This is a genomic window from Ruegeria sp. BH6 (genome assembly GCF_056538105.1).
Genome location: NZ_JBQFSR010000002.1, coordinates 465,849 through 480,857, shown reverse-complemented (window position 1 = coordinate 480,857; position 15,009 = coordinate 465,849). Strand labels below are relative to the sequence as shown.

Annotated in this window: 15 protein-coding genes; 6 read left to right on the top strand and 9 right to left on the bottom strand. The window is 57.5% G+C overall.

The genetic code is table 11. From position 1 onward, the window contains the following. The first annotated feature begins 30 nt into the window (after positions 1–30). Positions 31–909 carry a hypothetical protein gene (locus ACR0B8_RS07655; protein WP_170547909.1) on the top strand — a complete coding sequence of 293 codons (879 nt, stop codon included), beginning with the start codon at positions 31–33 and terminating at the stop codon, positions 907–909. 3 nt (positions 910–912) lie between these two features. Here ACR0B8_RS07655 and ACR0B8_RS07650 read toward each other — a convergent pair whose 3' ends face one another. Next, positions 913–2,370: a cobyric acid synthase gene (locus ACR0B8_RS07650; protein ID WP_170349191.1), complete on the bottom strand. Its 1,458-nt coding sequence runs from the start codon at positions 2,368–2,370 to the stop codon at positions 913–915. A gap of 61 nt (positions 2,371–2,431) precedes the next feature. Between ACR0B8_RS07650 and ACR0B8_RS07645 the strand changes: the two genes are divergently transcribed. Continuing rightward, positions 2,432–3,001, top strand: a complete 570-nt coding sequence (locus tag ACR0B8_RS07645; protein ID WP_226688268.1) for a cobalamin biosynthesis protein CobQ — start codon at positions 2,432–2,434, stop codon at positions 2,999–3,001. A gap of 63 nt (positions 3,002–3,064) precedes the next feature. Here ACR0B8_RS07645 and ACR0B8_RS07640 read toward each other — a convergent pair whose 3' ends face one another. After that, positions 3,065–3,385, bottom strand: coding sequence for a DUF6280 family protein (locus ACR0B8_RS07640; RefSeq protein ID WP_008757056.1), 321 nt, complete (start codon positions 3,383–3,385; stop codon positions 3,065–3,067). Positions 3,386–3,603: 218 nt separating this feature from the next. On the opposite strand from ACR0B8_RS07640, the gene efp reads away from it, so the two are divergent. Next, entirely contained in the window at positions 3,604–4,167 is a 564-nt protein-coding gene (efp, locus tag ACR0B8_RS07635) for an elongation factor P (RefSeq protein WP_170349189.1), read from the top strand. A gap of 58 nt (positions 4,168–4,225) precedes the next feature. Here the strand turns inward: efp and ACR0B8_RS07630 are convergent, their stop codons facing one another. Beyond that, positions 4,226–5,170, bottom strand: coding sequence for an ABC transporter transmembrane domain-containing protein (locus ACR0B8_RS07630; RefSeq protein ID WP_226688269.1), 945 nt, complete (start codon positions 5,168–5,170; stop codon positions 4,226–4,228). Positions 5,171–5,274: 104 nt separating this feature from the next. After that, a complete protein-coding gene (ygfZ, locus tag ACR0B8_RS07625) occupies positions 5,275–6,012 on the bottom strand; it encodes a CAF17-like 4Fe-4S cluster assembly/insertion protein YgfZ (RefSeq protein WP_170359188.1) in 738 nt (245 codons plus the stop codon). Positions 6,013–6,085: 73 nt separating this feature from the next. Between ygfZ and ACR0B8_RS07620 the strand changes: the two genes are divergently transcribed. The 3 genes from ACR0B8_RS07620 (at position 6,086) to ACR0B8_RS07610 (ending at position 9,480) form a co-directional block, all read left to right on the top strand. Next, positions 6,086–6,760 (top strand): TIGR04283 family arsenosugar biosynthesis glycosyltransferase, encoded by a 675-nt coding sequence (locus ACR0B8_RS07620; protein WP_226688270.1) that lies wholly within the window; start codon positions 6,086–6,088, stop codon positions 6,758–6,760. A gap of 1,037 nt (positions 6,761–7,797) precedes the next feature. Beyond that, positions 7,798–8,637 (top strand): EamA family transporter, encoded by an 840-nt coding sequence (locus tag ACR0B8_RS07615; protein ID WP_170349185.1) that lies wholly within the window; start codon positions 7,798–7,800, stop codon positions 8,635–8,637. Positions 8,638–8,709: 72 nt separating this feature from the next. Further along, complete coding sequence (locus tag ACR0B8_RS07610; protein WP_170505422.1) at positions 8,710–9,480, top strand: alpha/beta hydrolase; 771 nt, start codon at positions 8,710–8,712, stop codon at positions 9,478–9,480. A gap of 18 nt (positions 9,481–9,498) precedes the next feature. Here the strand turns inward: ACR0B8_RS07610 and ACR0B8_RS07605 are convergent, their stop codons facing one another. The 5 genes from ACR0B8_RS07605 to ACR0B8_RS07585 form a co-directional block, all read right to left on the bottom strand. Then, complete coding sequence (locus tag ACR0B8_RS07605) at positions 9,499–9,780, bottom strand: hypothetical protein (protein WP_170505424.1); 282 nt, start codon at positions 9,778–9,780, stop codon at positions 9,499–9,501. A 263-nt stretch (positions 9,781–10,043) separates the two neighbouring features. Then, positions 10,044–10,649 carry a hypothetical protein gene (locus tag ACR0B8_RS07600; protein ID WP_170577610.1) on the bottom strand — a complete coding sequence of 202 codons (606 nt, stop codon included), beginning with the start codon at positions 10,647–10,649 and terminating at the stop codon, positions 10,044–10,046. Between the two features lie 328 nt (positions 10,650–10,977). Next, entirely contained in the window at positions 10,978–12,033 is a 1,056-nt protein-coding gene (locus ACR0B8_RS07595) for a serine hydrolase domain-containing protein (RefSeq protein ID WP_170577612.1), read from the bottom strand. 41 nt (positions 12,034–12,074) lie between these two features. Further along, a complete protein-coding gene (gene parE, locus ACR0B8_RS07590; protein ID WP_170359176.1) occupies positions 12,075–14,033 on the bottom strand; it encodes a DNA topoisomerase IV subunit B in 1,959 nt (652 codons plus the stop codon). A gap of 132 nt (positions 14,034–14,165) precedes the next feature. Further along, positions 14,166–14,996, bottom strand: a complete 831-nt coding sequence (locus ACR0B8_RS07585) for a class I SAM-dependent methyltransferase (RefSeq protein WP_170349179.1) — start codon at positions 14,994–14,996, stop codon at positions 14,166–14,168. Positions 14,997–15,009 lie beyond the last annotated feature (13 nt).

Sequence of the window (15,009 nt, the reverse complement as noted above, 5' to 3'; positions counted from 1 at the left end):
TCGATCCCGAGGATAGAGCGGTAGAGAACAATGACGGATAAAGTCGTAAAAGCGGGAATCGAGGACGTCTTGTCCTCGATTAAGCGTCTGGTCACCGAAGAAGATCGTAAAATTCCGGGTGTTATGGCGTCATCCAACACGCGAAAGCCCGGCAGGCTGGTTCTGACCGACGCATTGCGAGTCGGTGAAGTGGCCGTGAAAGAGAAGCCTCAGCCAGAAAAAGCGGAACCGATTTACAAGGCCGAAGATTCTGTCAAACCGATGCTTCTGCGGGCTTGTGATATCGTGAAACATGCCGAACCCGCGGTCGAACAGCAAACCACGACTGAGCCAGAGGACGGCCTGACCGGCAGTCTGAGCGCCAAGATCGAAGCGCTGGAAACCGCAATTGCCCGAACCGAAGATCAGTGGGAGCCGGACGGCGACAGCGAAGATGCTTATTCCGGCACGCCGACAAAGCCGCTGGAGTGGGCGGCGGAGGTCGAGACACCGGCAAAACCGCTGGAGTGGGCCGCAGAAGATGAGTTCAACATCACCTACTCGGCAAAGATCAGCCAAGCTGAAACGATACTCGAAGACGTTGACACAGCCACAAAGGCAACCTTCGTCCGGGACCCTGCGGTCGTGGCGTCTGCGCAGGCGGTGAAATCAGAAGCAAAAGAACTGCACGTGCGGCCATCTGGCAAAAATGCGCAGACTGCAGGCAAAGACTTGCCAGTGATGAACACAGCTCCTCTGGCTACCGGACAAGGCGCGCTGACCTTGGACGAAGACGCACTGCGCGGTCTGATCGCGCAGGTCGTTCGGGAAGAGCTGCAAGGCGTTCTGGGCCAGCGTATCACTCGCAACGTTCGCAAGATGGTGCGGCGTGAGATTTACCGCGCACTGGCCGAGCGCGAGGTCGATTAACCCTTAGGGCCGCTTCGGCGGCCGGGCCATACCCAGCAGGCGATCCAGGTCCATATGCTGTTCCAGATGGTCCGCCAGCGCGTCCAGCGTATCCTCGACCCCATCCTCATATGACAGGTCCGATTCTGCGCCCAACTGCTGCAGGTAGCGGGCGCGGAAAGCGTCAGAAGAAAAGATGCCGTGCAGGTAGCTCCCGCGGATGCGGCCTGTGCTGTCAGCAGCACCTTCCGGCCGCTCTTCGATCTCAAGCCAGGCGCGATCGCAATCGGGACCTTCGGTTCGGCCCATGTGAATTTCATACCCGGTGACTGGCTCATGTCCCGGAATGGTGCGTGCCGTGCGCAGGGTGACCTGCTTTTGGCCTGCCATCAGGGTGGTCACGTCCAACAAGCCCAGCCCGTCAACAGTGCCGGGTCGGCCATCGACGCCATCGGGATCGGCGATGGTTTTGCCCAGCATCTGATAGCCACCGCACAGGCCCAGCACATGGCCACCCCGGCGAACATGGGCATATAGGTCGATATCCCAGCCCTGCGCCCGGAAATAGGCCAGATCGCCGATGGTGGATTTGCTGCCGGGTAACAGCACCAGATCGGCATCACCCGGCAAAGGACGCCCGGCTGGGATGATTTCAACGCTGACCCCCGGTTCGGCGGACAGCGGATCAAGATCGTCGAAATTCGCCATGCGTTCCAATTGCGGGACAACCACTTTGCAGGCCCCGCCACTGTGCGAGCGGATGTCCATCATATCCTCAGCGGGTAATTTCCAGGCGTCATGAAACCACGGAACTACGCCCATGCATGGCCATCCTGTACGGGTGGCGATGTCGTCACGTCCCTCATCAAACAGGGAGACGTCGCCTTTGAACCGGTTGACGGCGAAACCTGTGATCATCTCAAGATCACCGGCATCCAAAACCGCCTGCGTGCCAACGATTTGCGCAATGACTCCGCCTCGGTGGATATCGCCCACCAGAACGACCGGTACATCAGCGGCACAGGCAAAGCCCATATTAGCAATGTCGCCCTTGCGCAGGTTGGTTTCAGCCGGGCTGCCGGCACCTTCTATCAGCACCAGATCGGCATCGCTGCACAGCCGGTCAAAGCTTTCAAGCGCGGCATCCAACAGCTTGGACTTGTCTTTGCGATAGTCGCCCGCCTTCATCGTGCCTGCACGCTGGCCCTGAACAATGATCTGAGCGCCGGTGTCCGTTTCCGGTTTCAACAGAATCGGGTTCATATCCGTATGGGTCGGACGCTTGGCAGCACGTGCCTGCAGGGCCTGGGCGCGGCCAATCTCGCCACCATTCTCGGTCACGGCGGCGTTGTTGGACATGTTCTGCGGCTTGAACGGCGCCACTTTCAGCCCGCGCCGCGTATAAGCGCGCGCAAGCCCGGCCACCAAAACTGATTTTCCGACATTGCTGCCGGTGCCCTGAATCATGATGGCGCGAACCATGGTCGTCTCCTATACGTTAGGGCGCAGATGACCTGATTTGACACCAAAGGGAAAGCCCCGGATGAACACGCCCGCGCATCTTTTGATCGGCGCTGCCGCTTTTGCGCGGCCTGCGCGGGGGGCCATTCTGTGGGCTGCGGTGCTGGGCTCGGTTCTGCCCGATCTGTCGCTGTACGTCATGGCTGGGGTGTCCTTGCACGTCTTGAGCATCCCGCCACAGGTTGTCTTTGACGAACTATACTTCTCACCAGCCTGGCAGACGGTGTTTGCCATCGACAACTCGTTCATCCTATGGGGGCTGGCGTTGATGCTTGGGCACTGGCGAGGATGGCGGTTTGTGACTGTTACTGCATCCGCAGGGCTGCTGCATCTGTCGATGGATTTCCTGCTGCATGCCGGTGACGGTCGGCCGCAATTCTGGCCGCTGAGCGATTGGGTCTTCCACAGCCCGGTCAGCTATTGGGACAGTTCGCATCACGCCCTTTGGGTGGCACCTGTTTCCGTCGTCATATGTGCAACGTCTTATGTGGTGCTATGGAACAGGGGGCTGTCAGCGCCCGCCAAGCTATTCTTTACCGCATTGTTGGGGGCCGAGATTTGGGTTACCCGCCAATGGCTGCTGCTTTTCTGACCCGGAAATAGAAAAACGCGCCCGGAAAGTGGGCGCGCTTTTTCCTGCAGATGTCGCCTTGGTTTAAGCGGCTTCTGCCTGCTGAGCGGCATTACGACGCTCGCTTTCTTCACGCGACAGCGCGACCGAGGTACGCACGCCACGACCAACGAACTCCATCAACCCGCCGACAACCCGCTCGTTGGGGTCGATACCTGCGCAGGACAGCACCTCGCGGCCATCGCGCGAGCGGGCCCAACGGGCGATCTGTTCCGGGCCGTTGCCGTATTTCTTGTCATCGGCAATAGCGTCGTCCAGTGCAGCCAGCACAACGGCTGCGAAAAGTTTGCGTGCACGATTGCCTTGCTCATTGTTAAAGGCAGTGCCGTCAACGAAATCTCTCATCTCGTCTTCCTTGTTGTTCTTGCTCTTGCATTTTCGGCGTGACGGTCCTTATGACCTATTAGATGTGATTCGGATACAGCTAAAATGCATAGTTGCGTTGCGTCATTTGCATAGCTTGCTGCAAGTGCAGCACTAGGTCTCGTTGTCTTGTCAGGTGTGGTTACGCCAGATATAGGGACGGGAACTGACGCATCAACCGTTTGTGAAGGATTTATGTGATGCCCAAGATAAATGGGAACGAAATTCGCCCCGGCAACGTGCTTGAGCATAACGACGGGCTGTGGGCTGCTGTTAAGGTCGACCATGTAAAGCCCGGTAAAGGCGGTGCTTTTGCGCAAGTCGAACTGCGCAACCTGCGCAATGGTTCGAAATTGAACGAACGTTTCCGTTCGGCAGACAAGGTCGAACGTGTGCGCCTTGAACAGAAAGATCAGCAGTTCCTGTACGAATCTGACGGCATGCTGGTGTTCATGGATTCTGAGACCTATGAGCAGATCGAACTGCCCGCCGAATTGCTGGGCGAACGTCGCCCGTTTCTGCAGGACGGCATGACCATCGTGGTCGAATTCTATGAAAGCGAAGCACTGAACGCCACATTGCCGCAAAAAGTGACCTGCAAGATCGTCGAGACCGAGCCGGTGGTCAAAGGTCAAACTGCTGCAAACTCGTTCAAGCCAGCCATTCTGGATAACGGCGTCAAGGTCATGGTACCGCCCTTCATCGGTCAGGATGAGATGATCGTGGTGAACACCGAAAGCATGGAATATTCCGAACGCGCGTAAATCGGTGCTTTGGCGAAACACGAAAAGACCGCGACGGCAGGGGCCGCGCGGTCTTTTTTTAGTGCAGTTTTCTGGGTCGGCGATACCGTTCGGGATTGGGGCCGAATAGTTCCAGCATCAATTCATATTTGATGCGGTTGGCACTGACTTGTCGGTAAAAGGCGATCAAAAAGGCCGTGGGGCCCTGAATGCGGCCAAGACCGCTGGTGGCGGCGACCACGGTGCCCACATCCGTTTTGCCATTCAGAACTAGGTACCCGCCCAGCATCAGAACACCTACCGTGCCTGCGCCATTAATTACGCTCAGCAGAAATTTGGCGGACAGCTTCCACAGGAACATGCGGCGGCGCGTGTTGTAGATATCGTCGAACTGAGCCTCGATATCGCGCGCCACAGCGTCAATGTCTTCGGTCGTCAGCCTGTCGGTAGAGCTGCGCAATATGCGGACCCGCTCGGCCACGAAGATGTTCACCTTTCGCTGCGAGACCAGCACAATCACGATCTGCGGCACGATCATTGAAAAGGCGATCATGCCCAGCCCGGGTTGCGTTGATGAGATGTAGCCAATGACGCTGATCAGCGTGCCGATCTGCACAACCGGATCTGAAAAGGCGCCACCGGCGAACTTTCCCAACTCCTCGGCCTCGGCGGAAATAGCCGTGGTCATGGTTCCCGAGCGCATTTTCTCACCGGTTTCACTCAGGTCCGATGAGCGCACCAAAAGCCGCTGGCGGATCATGCGGATCAGATCCTCGCCCAGCGTCCCGGCGCGATAGCCCAGCAGCCACTTTAAGGCGAGGCTCAGCAGGATGACCGACATCATACCTGCACCCAGATATAGCAATCGCTCGGTGCTGATATCGTTCGAGGTCAGATGGTTAACGATATCGCGCTGAAACTCTAATGGCACCGCAGCAAGGCCTGCGATGGCGATGGACAGGACAATAAGAATGATTTGCCGTCCGGCGCTGGCACGCCAGATCGCAGCGTATAACTTAAGCATATGCGCATCCATTCAGTGGACTGACCGCAGTGTGGCAGCGCCCCGAATGGGTTCAAAGGGTACCGGGCCGCGCAACGGTTCAGCCGTGCCGGAATAGCAACATGTTAGGCGTCAAGCGTGACGGTGGCCTGGGCGGCCTGCATATCGTCGTTGGCGCGGTCAAACCTCAGATAGGCGATCCCCTGACCGTTCGATTGGGTGAACAAGGTACCGGCCGATTTGCCGCCCGATGTGATCTCGGTCCCAACGGGCGCGGTGCCATTGACCCGAACGCTACGCAGCCCTTTGCGCAACTCGGTCTTATGCTTCATCCGGGCGGTAACTTCCTGCCCTACATAGCACCCTTTTTTAAAATCGACGCCGTTCAGGCCCTCGAATCCAGATTCAAGGATATAGCTGTCGGGGGTCAGCTCGATACCGGTTTCCGGAATGCAGTGTCGCACGCGGATAGCGTCCCAATCCGTACCATCGTCGCCTGCGGCCTCGACCGTATACGCCCGCCACCCCATATCTGGATGGCGCGGGTCGGGCAGGGCGCCTGCGGGTGCCGGGCCTGTGCCGCGTTGCAGATTCAGGCCGCTATCTTCGATCGAAACATCGGCGCGCAGCTTGTACATGCCCAGCCGTTTGACGAACCCGTCGGCGATATCCTCGGCGACATCCAGTAGCACCGTATCGCCGTCGCGTTTCAGAAAGAAATCCGCCAGATACTTGCCCTGCGGAGTCAGCAGCGCGGCATAGACCAGCCCCTGATCCAGCCCGGAAATATCATTGGTGACCAGCCCTTGAAGAAAGCTGTCAGCGTCCGACCCGCTAAGGCGCAGAATACGGCGATTGGGCATGGGGTGGTCCTCGTCTTTTCCCTTGGCCCCGTGATATAGGAGATTGCGTTGCCATGACCAGAGGATATCCGCCTTGCCAGCACCAATCAGCATCGTCATTCCGACCCTGAACGCGGCTGAGGCTTTGTTGGACTCCTTGCCCGCTTTGATGGAGGGTTTGCACACGGGGTTGGTCCGAGAGCTGATCGTTACCGATGGCGGTTCAACCGACCAGACCCTTGAAATTGCAGAAGAGGCAGGGGCTGAGATTGTGACCGGGCCGCCCTCACGCGGGGGGCAGTTGCTGCGGGGCTGCGCGGTAGCCAAAGGTGAATGGCTTTTGGTCCTGCACGCCGATACCGTCCTGCAAGAAGGGTGGAGCAAGGACGTGGGAGAGCATCTGCCCACGGGCAACCCCGCGGCTTTTCGTCTGACCTTTCAGGCCAGCGGGTTCTGGCCAGCCTGGGTTGCGGGCTGGGCCAACATGCGCAGCCGGGTGTTTAGCTTACCTTATGGTGATCAGGGGCTTCTGGTGTCACGTCGCGCCTATGACAAAGCCGCAGGCTACCCGGACCAGCCGTTGATGGAGGACGTGGCGCTGGTGCGCGCCTTGCCCCACATCACCCTGTTGAACACCCGCGCGGTTACGAGCGCGGACCGCTATGCACGGGCGGGGTGGGTGCGTCGGGGGGCACGGAATCTGTGGACCCTGACACGATATTTTCTTGGGGCTGATCCGGAACGCTTGGCGCAGGCGTACCGACGCTGAGCGTTGTGCGCAGTTCGACAATGGATTTGCCCAACCGGAAGGGCGCGGCAAAGCTGACCAGACACAGGGCGACGATTTGCAACACCAGTATATGCGCGTTTTCCTGCAGGTATTCCCATTCGTCTTTTAGCTTTCCGACCTGTTCAACCAGGTCATCATAGCTTTGGGCAAGGATCAGATAATCCCCGGCAATGGCGGGCACTTTCCGGCGCATGTTGTCGATCGCAACCTGTGTTGCATCGTCCAGCGTGGTGAAAACAAGGAACTGATCGATGCTGAACGCATCGGCCTTGGCGGCCATAGCGCGAATTTCCTGCTGTTCATCTTTCGCTTGCCCACCAAGCAGGAAATGCAATCCCTGCAGCGGCGCCACTTCATTGGTCACAGCGATGAACAAAGGCAGGTCAGCATTACTGGCTGTTGAGGCCGAAAGGAATTCAACCTTTTCGCACAAAACGGCGGTGTCCGGGTCATAGGCCGGATCGCAGAACCGCAGTCGGAACCGCGCGGCGTCGCGGGCAAAAGCAAGCGTCGCGGCATAAGCCACATCGATTTGCCGGTCCAACCGCGAACTGTCCGAGGTGTAGAGTCCGGCCAGAACCGCCACCAGTGCGCCGATCCCGCCCAGAACGACCCAGACAAGGTCGGCCAGCTTCCATGCCCGGTGCCCGGCCGGTTTGCGAAATAGAAACGCGGTGCCAACCGAGCCAATAATAAAGAACAAGATCAGCAGGGTCAGTTGATTTTCGGTCACAAATGTCATGACACCAAAGTGACCGCGCGCCAGCGCGCTGGCAACACTCCTCACGTTCAGTTGTAGAGATTTCGCATCAATAGGGCTTGGCCTGCAGGGCAGCTATCTTGCGCTGGTCAACGGCACAATCACCGCTTCCTCCTGCGGTGGAAACCCAAACAGACTCACCGAAAACATTCTCAAAACACTGATCGAAGCTGCGTTGTGATCGGCCTCAACCTGTGCAAATAACTTGGCCGGTCCGATTTGCAGGACAGTTTCTTCCTTTACGAAAGGTTCGGATGTGACCCTGTTTGTCATTGCCATCATTTTGACGGCGGCGGTGTTGCACGCGGTTTGGAATGCGATTGTCAAAACCGCGGCTGATCGGACCACCACTCTGGGTCTGGTGGCGTTGGGGCACGTCATTCCAGCAACGGTAATGATCCTGTTGCTGCCACTGCCCAGTGCCGAAAGCTTTCCATACATCCTGATCTCAACCGTGGTGCATTTCGGCTATTATTTCATGCTCGGCAAAGCCTATCAGCACGGAGACTTAAGTGTCGTATATCCAATTGCCCGCGGTATCGTTCCGGCGCTTGTATCGCTGTGGGCGATGCTGTTGGTGGGCGAGGTGCTGCCGCTGCAAGCGTGGGGTGGGATCGCGCTGATCGCGGTTGGTATCCAGCTCAGCAGTTGGAAGGCATTGCGCTCTGGTGTGGGCCGTTGGGCCCTTGGATTTGCGCTGGGTACGGGCTTTTGCATCTCGATATATTCGGTCGTGGACGGTATTGGCGTGCGCTTGTCCGGCAATACGCTTAGCTACTGGGCCTGGGGTGCGTTTCTGCATCTGTTTATCGCGGGGTTTGTTGGTATCCGTCGACGGAAGACCCTGGCTGAATTGCCTGCCAAAGTCTGGATGATCGGCATTCTGGGCGGGCTTGTTTCGATGACAGCCTATGGTCTGGTGCTTTATGCCAAGAACTTCGCACCGCTTGGTGCAGTTTCGGCGCTACGGGAAACCTCGGTAATATTCGCGGCGCTGATCGGGTTTGTTTTCCTGAAAGAGGGGAACTGGATGCGGCGGCTTGGTGCAGCGGTTCTTATGGCTGTCGGAGTGGCGCTGATAGGCCTGTCCGTCTGATAGGCCTGCGACACAGCCTTGCTGAAGTCGCCCCCGATCTCTCATAGTAGCGAGAGAAAAGGGAGCGTTTTCATGACCAAAGAGATTGTTCTGATCCACGGTGCCTTTGCAGGGCCATGGTGTATGCAGGATTATGCCGGGTTTTTCCGCGACAGGGGCTGGACGGTACACACCCCCGCGTTGCGCTATCACGGCGGGGACTCAAAGGCCGAACCCGACCCGCGCCTGACCGATACCAGCGTGATGGACTATGCCAACGACATAGCAGAGTTCGTGCAAGGGTTGGACAGCAATCCGGTTCTGTTGGGCCACGCCATTGCCGGAGTTGTGGCGCAGCAGGTGGCCTCACGCGGGTTGGCCAGTGCGATTGTCCTGATCAACCCGAACGCGCCTTGGGGCACCTTGCCCGAAACCGATGACGAACGCGCCATCCCGCGTGCGTTGATGGAGGGCGGGGCGTTCTGGAAACAACCCATGCGGGTCGAGTTCGACCTGATGGCCCCCTTCGCGCTGAACAAAATGCCCGAGGCGCAACAGCACGCGGTGTTCGACCGTTTGGGCGCCGAAAGCGGGCGGGTGATGTTCGAGATGTTTTTTTGGATGTTCGACGATCACCACGCGATGAAGGTCGATATCGACAAGGTCGACTGCCCGGTGCTGGTCGTATCAGGGGCCGAGGACAGGGCGGTGAACCCCAACACCTGCCGCGCACTGGCCGATTTGTATGGTGACCGAGCGACTTTCATGCCCGTCGAGAACCACGCGCATTTCTTGTTTATGGAGCCCGGCTGGGAAAAGCCCGCCGCGCAGATCGCGGACTGGCTGGAGCAGAAGGTGGGCTAGCCCGCCCACCTTAAGCGTTCAGTTATTGGTCGAGAACGTGCTCTGCGGTTTCCACTTCATCGTGCCGTCGTCCTCACGGTGACAACGCAGCAGGCGTTCCTGGATCGTGCTGACCGTCTGGGTAACGGTGTTGTCGCCAACCAGCAGAACAAACGCGTCCTGCGAATAGGCCATGCCGTTGTAGTAGCAGAACTTGGTCTCGGCCCCGTCCGGAATGGGGGATGCGGTGGTCAATGTCTGCTGCGCGGTCGCTTGGCTGGCCAGCAGCGCAACGGCCAGCCCAAGGGTTAGTGTTTTCATGTCGTCCTCCCGTTCGAAAATCTGTAGTTGGTTTCATTGCGTCTTGGACGCTCGGAACCTCAAATGTCGTTCTTGAATGACGGATTGAGGGTAAGTGTGAACGAGATCAACGGGTTAGGCAAGGGGTGTGTTTGTGGGACGCTTGTGGAGAGGTTCCGGGTAATCCACTCAATGCGTGATGCAAGGCAACAAACAAGCACCCGACCCGCCCCCTAGGATGGGAGTGAAGGATGTGGGCGTGGCGCTGTCAATGTGCAACCCCTTTAGTGTTTTCCCGTCCAACTTGCGTCAATGGAAACGATGCGATTGTCTTTGGTCAACCGGATATTGAAGGCGTACCCGCCGATTCCGTAGGCGTTGGCAAAAGTATGGAAAAGCAGGCTTTTGCGCGCCATGTACTGGGCTTTGAATTCCTCCCCGCTCCATTTGGCCGAAAGGGTTTGCATCAGTTGAGTTTCGAATTCCAGTTTGTAGCTTTCGGAAAACGATCTATTCGGCCCATTTACGCTGAAGCCATGGTAATCAAACCAGTCTTTTAGAGGCCCTACGTCCCCTAAACTGCGCGCGATACGAAAAACACAGACTTCGGCAGCGTGATCGAACCTCACTCGATCCCAGTCGACTAACAGGAGGTTCGGGTTTTCTTTGGACTGCTCACTTCTCACAAGACAATCGCGTACGTCGGAAAACTTGCGTATGGATCGCCGATGACTTCGCCACTTGTTGCTGTTTTCGTCGACGACATACCCGGAAGACATGTAGGGATCGGTGGCTTGATTGGCTAAATGACTAAATTCGATTACACAGTTTCTGTTTGGGCGGCAATGCTCCCAAGTATCCTCTAAAGTGCTTTCTGACAGCGCGACCAAAGCACTGCCGAGCAAAAAAATAGTGTTGCACAAACATTTAAAGAAATTAGGAACTTCGCCACCTACTTCACCGACACAACTGAAAGGTTGATGAGCTTGATGTATTCAGCCTAAAGGCGGGGAAAAATGTTGCCAGTCAGGTATACCCGACCGTAGAGGTGAGTAGTTTCAGATTGTAGAGTGACCCATCGAATTTTGAGGAAGAACTGGACCTCATCTTCAAACATCCAACTCCTCTAAAAACCGCGCGTTCTCCTGAATGTACTGGAACCGCAGTTCGGGCTTTTTGTCCATTAGGTGCATGATCTTTAAGCGGTCAATCTAGGTCTCATATATTCGATTTATTCATTATATACAGCGCGTTATGCAGCGACGTAAACGCTTCACTTGGCTCAGCAGGAGAGGCGTTGAACAACACGACAACGGTCTCTCCGTCCGAAAATCGAAAGACGGTTGTGAAGATGCCTCGGACCCCGCCCCAATGGGTCAGGTGCTGGCCGTTATCTTCCGGCCAGACATGCCAGCCCGATGCGTAGAAATCACTTTTGTCGTCCTGTGATGCCGTCGCCTCGAAAAAGGGTTGGGGCGTCGAGGCCATGGCCCAGACCGCCTCGGCAGTGCCGATTGCCCCACCAGCGACACCCAAGCCTGAAAGCCAGCCTTGATCGTCCTCAGAACTCAGAACGCGGGTCCAGCCTTCGTTGCGAAGTTCCCAATTAGCCCCGGCGGGCCCCTCCAAATGAATATCGGCGACCTGCTGCAGGGCGTCTTCAACGTCCGCCCCCAGCAGATCGGTTAGAAGGCAGAAGCCAACATTCGAGTACGCCGTCTTGCTGCCCGGCGTGTGATCCAACGGCATGGTTTGCCACACGGTCCGGGCCACTTTGGCGCAACTGGCCGACCAGTCGAGGCCAAGCCGATCGGGCGCGAAGATCGGATCGAAACTGATAGTTCTATCGAACCCACCCGTATGCGCCAAAAGCTGCCGCGCCGATACTTGTGCGGCCCGCGGGTCATGCGGCGGGGGCAGGTCGGCAAGCTCGGCTATGGGACGATCTAGGTCGATTTGGCCACGTTCCTCGGCTTTGATCAGTGCTCTGGCCGCGATGGGTTTTGTGACCGAGGCCAGGCGAAATGGCTGGTCGGTTGACATGGGCGTGTTCTCAATCGGGTCGGACACGCCGAAGGCTACGATTTTGGGCTCTGCATCCGAGGGGCCGTAGGCCAGCACAGCCCCCGGAATATTATGTGTCGGAAGAAAGGACTCGACGATGTCTTCAACAGTGGCCGGTTCGCGGTAGCGACCCGCGAACATCACAATCACACCAGCGAGAACAAGAATACCAGTTGACCAGCACAGTCTTGCCTTACGTGATTTGAACATTTGGCCTCTGCACTGATTGATGTCTTTCGCGTTCGATCGTCTTAGACGTCCAACTCCTCCACAAACCGCGCGTTTTCCTGAATGTACTGGAACCGCAGTTCGGGTTTTTTGCCCATCAGGCGCTCGACCAGATCGCCGGTCTCGCCGGGTTCGTCCTCGTCGATGGTGACGCGGATTAGCTTGCGCGAGGCCGGGTCCATCGTAGTTTCTTTCAGGTCCTTAGCGTCCATTTCGCCCAGACCCTTGAAGCGTGACACGTCGATCTTGCCCTTGCCGCCCAGACCTTTCTCAAGCCATTCGTCGCGCTCGGCCTCGTCCAGGCAATAGACGCGTTTTGCGCCTTGGGTCAGGCGGTAGAGGGGCGGGCAGGCCAGATACAGGTGTCCCGCGTCGATCATCGGACGCATCTGGGTGAAGAAGAACGTCATCAGCAGCGAGGCGATATGCGCCCCGTCCACATCTGCGTCGGTCATTATGATGACCTTGTCATAGCGCAGGTCGTCGACGTTGAATTTGGTGCCAAGCCCCACTCCCAAAGCCTGCGTCAAATCGTTGATCTCGGCATTGGTGCCCAGTTTCGAACTGGCCGCGCCCAACACGTTCAGGATTTTGCCGCGCAGGGGCAGCAGGGCCTGTGTTTTGCGGTCCCGGCCCATTTTGGCGGACCCGCCCGCCGAGTCCCCCTCGACGATGAATAATTCCGTGCCGTCACGTGTTGAACTAGAGCAGTCCACCAGCTTGCCGGGAAGACGAAGTTTCTTAGTGGCGGACTTGCGTTGTGTTTCCTTCTCGGCCCGTCGGCGCAGGCGTTCCTCAGCCCGCAGGATGAGGAAGTCCAGAATGGCGCCAGCGGATTTCGTGTCGGCAGCCAGCCAGTTGTCGAAATGGTCGCGGACCGAATTCTCGACCAGCCGCTGTGCCTCGACCGTGGCCAGACGGTCTTTGGTCTGACCCACGAATTCAGGTTCACTGATGAAACAAGAGACCAGCGCACAGCCGCCGGTGATCAGGTCGTCGCGGGTGATCTGACCGGCTTTCTTGTTGTTGATCAACTCGCCATAGGCTTTGATCCCCTTGAGGACCGCGGCCCAGAACCCCGCCACATGGGTGCCACCCTCGGGCGTGGGCACGGTGTTACAATAGGACTGGATGAACCCGTCGCGTGAAGGCGTCCAGTTGATCGCCCATTCGACCTTGCCGGGGGTGCCGAATTTCTCGTTAAAGTCCACGGTGCCAGCAAAGGGTTGCTCGGCATAGGTGGACGAGCCATTCATCGTCTCTTTCAGATAATCCGACAGACCACCGGGAAAGTGGAAACTCGCTTCGGTCGGGGTTTCGCCATCGTCGATGGCGGACTTCCAGCGGATTTCGACGCCCGAGAACAGATAGGCCTTGGAGCGGATGGATTTGAACAGCCGCGCCGGTTTGAATTTGTGATGGCCGAAAATCTCGGCATCGGCGTGGAAAGTGACTGTGGTGCCGCGTCGGTTCGGGGCCGCGCCGACCTTTTCCACCGGGCCTAAAGGAATACCGCGTGAGAACCGTTGTTCGAACAGCGTTTTATCTCGCGCCACCTGCACGACCATCGAATCCGACAATGCGTTTACCACAGATGCGCCCACGCCATGCAGACCGCCCGAGGTCTGGTACGCCTTGCCCGAGAATTTGCCACCCGCGTGCAGGGTACACAGGATTACCTCTAGCGCCGATTTGTCCGGGAATTTCGGATGTGGATCGATCGGGATCCCGCGTCCGTTATCCCGCACGGTCAGGGCGTAGTCGGCGTGCAGTTCAACTTCGATCCGGTTGGCATGGCCCGCGACGGCTTCGTCCATCGAGTTGTCGAGGATTTCGGCCACCATATGGTGCAAAGCGCGCTCATCAGTGCCGCCGATATACATACCGGGGCGTTTTCGGACCGGCTCAAGACCTTCCAGTACCTCAATCGAAGAGGCGTCGTAAGTGGTGGTCGCGCTTGGCGTCAACAGATCGTCGGGCATCGGGGCTGCTCTTGTTTTTAGGTTGAGACCCATTATGGCAGGTGATGTGGTCCGGGGGAAGAGGGGCGCGAGGTGTTGTGGGCGATTGGCTGTGATCTTGATGGTTGACACCCCTGCACGAAGCCGAAGTTATTAAGGTTTTTCCGCCGTCAATCGTACCCCGCCGATCCTTCTTTGTTTCACGTCGCTGACAAATTGCGCGTACATTTTCAGGAAAGTATCCCCCTTGGACGGGTTGCCAGCGCGTTCGGCCTCGGCATCCAAGGTTTGATACATGCTAAGCCGACGCGCCAGAATTTCGCCCCAGGACGCCGTTACATCGTTGGCCGAGGCAACCGAGAATCCAGTTTTTTTCAACACAGTTTCGTATTCGGGAATGCTCAGCAGGGACTGGCAGGCAAAACGTTGGTGGTACAATTCCATCTCATCATCGGGCAGGGGCTCATGCATCACCCAATCGGTAAAGGCGAACCGTCCGCCAGTGCGCAGAACGCGGAACACTTCGGATAGGGCTTTGAGCTTGTCGGGGATATGCAAGAAGGATTCCTGACTGACCGCCGCATCGAAATGCGCATCGTCAAAGGGTATGTCCATCGCACTGCCCAGAATTGGATGCACCTGATCCTGTAGTCCGACAAGCGCGTTCAGTTCCTTGGCACCGTCGACGCGGTTGGGGCTGATATCGAGACCAGTGACGTCAACGTCATGCTCAGAGGCGTACCATCGCGCAGGTCCACAAAGCCCGGCACAAACATCCAAAACGCGATCACCAGATTTCATCCGGACCTTGTCCGCCAGTCGGGCGTTGGCATTCAGGCCGTCATAGTGATCCTGATCATAAGGGTAGAGCTCTTGCGGGGTCACATCCTCAAGCGATCCGCGAAGGCTTGTCAGCTTGGTCAGAATATGCGGCGCGGAAATTGGGTGGTTGGCATAGAACTCAGTGACAGTTTTCTCCGCCATTTCCATGAGATAC